At 68.8% G+C, this 1,677-nt stretch carries 2 protein-coding genes; one reads left to right on the forward strand and one right to left on the reverse strand.

The features are described from left to right. Window positions 1-116: 116 nt before the first annotated feature. Window positions 117-662, forward strand: a complete 546-nt coding sequence (locus ACFW2Y_RS35740) for a hypothetical protein (RefSeq protein WP_384887900.1) — start codon at window positions 117-119, stop codon at window positions 660-662. Here ACFW2Y_RS35740 and ACFW2Y_RS35745 read toward each other — a convergent pair. Then, complete coding sequence (locus tag ACFW2Y_RS35745; RefSeq protein ID WP_384887902.1) at window positions 619-1,410, reverse strand: IS5 family transposase; 792 nt, start codon at window positions 1,408-1,410, stop codon at window positions 619-621. The two genes, ACFW2Y_RS35740 and ACFW2Y_RS35745, sit on opposite strands and share 44 nt — an antisense overlap. Window positions 1,411-1,677 lie beyond the last annotated feature (267 nt).

Consider the following 1,677-nt stretch of genomic DNA (forward strand, 5'->3'; position numbering starts at 1 on the left):
CTTAGTAGGTGTTGTCGTACCGAACCTGAGGGCGGTGTTTTCGCTGGTCAGGCATAGGTTCGGTGTTCCCGTGGGAGGGGTGGCCTGTCGTGTCATCGTTCCTGAGGAGGCCGTGGATGCCGTCGGTCGTGGGGTTGCTCGAACAGCGTGAGCTGGGTGCTCGCCGTCGTGTGGACGAGCTGCGGGAGGAGGCCGATCGAGTCCAGACCGAGCTGGCCGTGGCCGAGCGGGAATGGGAGGAGTGGGTCATCGCCCGCTCGCGGGTCGGCGAGGTGCTGGGTCCGGTGGACGAGACCGAAGATCACGCCGAGACCGAGCGGGCGAGGCCGGCCGAGGGGCAGACTGAGGAGGCGTCACCGGCATCGATGGCAGCGAAGCCGAAGTCGCAGGTGCCGGTGTGGCGCCAGGGGCTGGACGCGTCCGTGCTGTCGATGGACTACCAGCGCATCCTGCAGGCCCTCGCGGACCGGCATCGCCTCCATCAAGGGCCGCTGACCTGCCAGGAGATGGCCGTCTTGTTCGGCCTGGACGCGGTGCCGGCGAAGGTGGAGGCGTTGCGGTCGAAGGCGAAGCGGCTGGTGGCGCGGGGCTGGCTGGCCGAGCGGCAGCCGGGTCGCTTCACGCTCGCGCGGAATGTGACCGGGCCAGGCGGCGGGTCATGATCATGGTCATCGACCAGTAGATCAACGCCTCGGCGCTGGTGGTGGATCGTTCGTAGTCACGTGCCAGGCGGCGGGTGCGCATCAGGTGGGCGAAGAGACGCTCGACGATCCACCGCTTGGGCAGCACCACGAAGCCACGCGTGTCGTCGCTGCGTTTGACGATCGCCAGGACCAGGGCGAACGCGGCCAGGCAGTGCTCGACGAGGCTGCCGGTGTAGCCGCCGTCGGCCCAGACGAGTTCCAGCCGGTGGTGGGCGTCGGCCACCCGCTTGAGCAGCACCTTCGCGGCGGCGCGGTCACCAATGTCCGCGCTCGTGACCATGACGCCCAGCAGCAGGCCGAGGGTGTCGACCACGACGTGCCGCTTGCGGCCGTTGATCAGCTTGCCCCCGTCGAAGCCGCGGCTGTCGGCGCCGACGACGGCGTCCGCCTTGACGGACTGCGAGTCGATCACACCGGCCGTCGGCTCCACATCCCGGCCCGCCTTCTGGCGGACCCGGTCGCGCAACCGGTCGTGGAACTCCCTGACCAGCACGTGGTCGCGCCAGCGGCGGAAGAACGCGTAGACCCGGTCCCACGGCGGGAAGTCGGCCGGCATGGCCCGCCACTTGACGCCGTTGTCCACGAGATAGCGGATCGCGTCCAGTATCGCCCGGTGACAGTAAGACTCCGGCTGCCCGCCCCGGCCCCGCATCCAGCCCGGCACCGGCAGGAGCGGCCGGACCACGGCCCACTCCGCGTCCGTCATGTCCGAGGGATACCTCCGAACACGTTCCGGGTGATCGGCGGCATTCCCGAACCGGTGAGCGACGCAATCACACGACGGGGCGGTCGAGTTGAACTCCACCGGCGTGAGCACGTACAACTGCGGCAACAGGGTCTCCTGGAACTCGGTTGGCTTCGCAACCCCGAGCTACCAAGAGGCCCTGCCTTCATGCCCACAGCCGGCCACGATCACCCGATCGAGACTCCCGTTCGACGCCCACCCCTCAAGACCGGAACGACAACAGCTACT

Origin of the sequence: Streptomyces sp. NPDC058877 (assembly GCF_042742855.1) — a bacterium.
Lineage (GTDB): Bacteria > Actinomycetota > Actinomycetes > Streptomycetales > Streptomycetaceae > Streptomyces.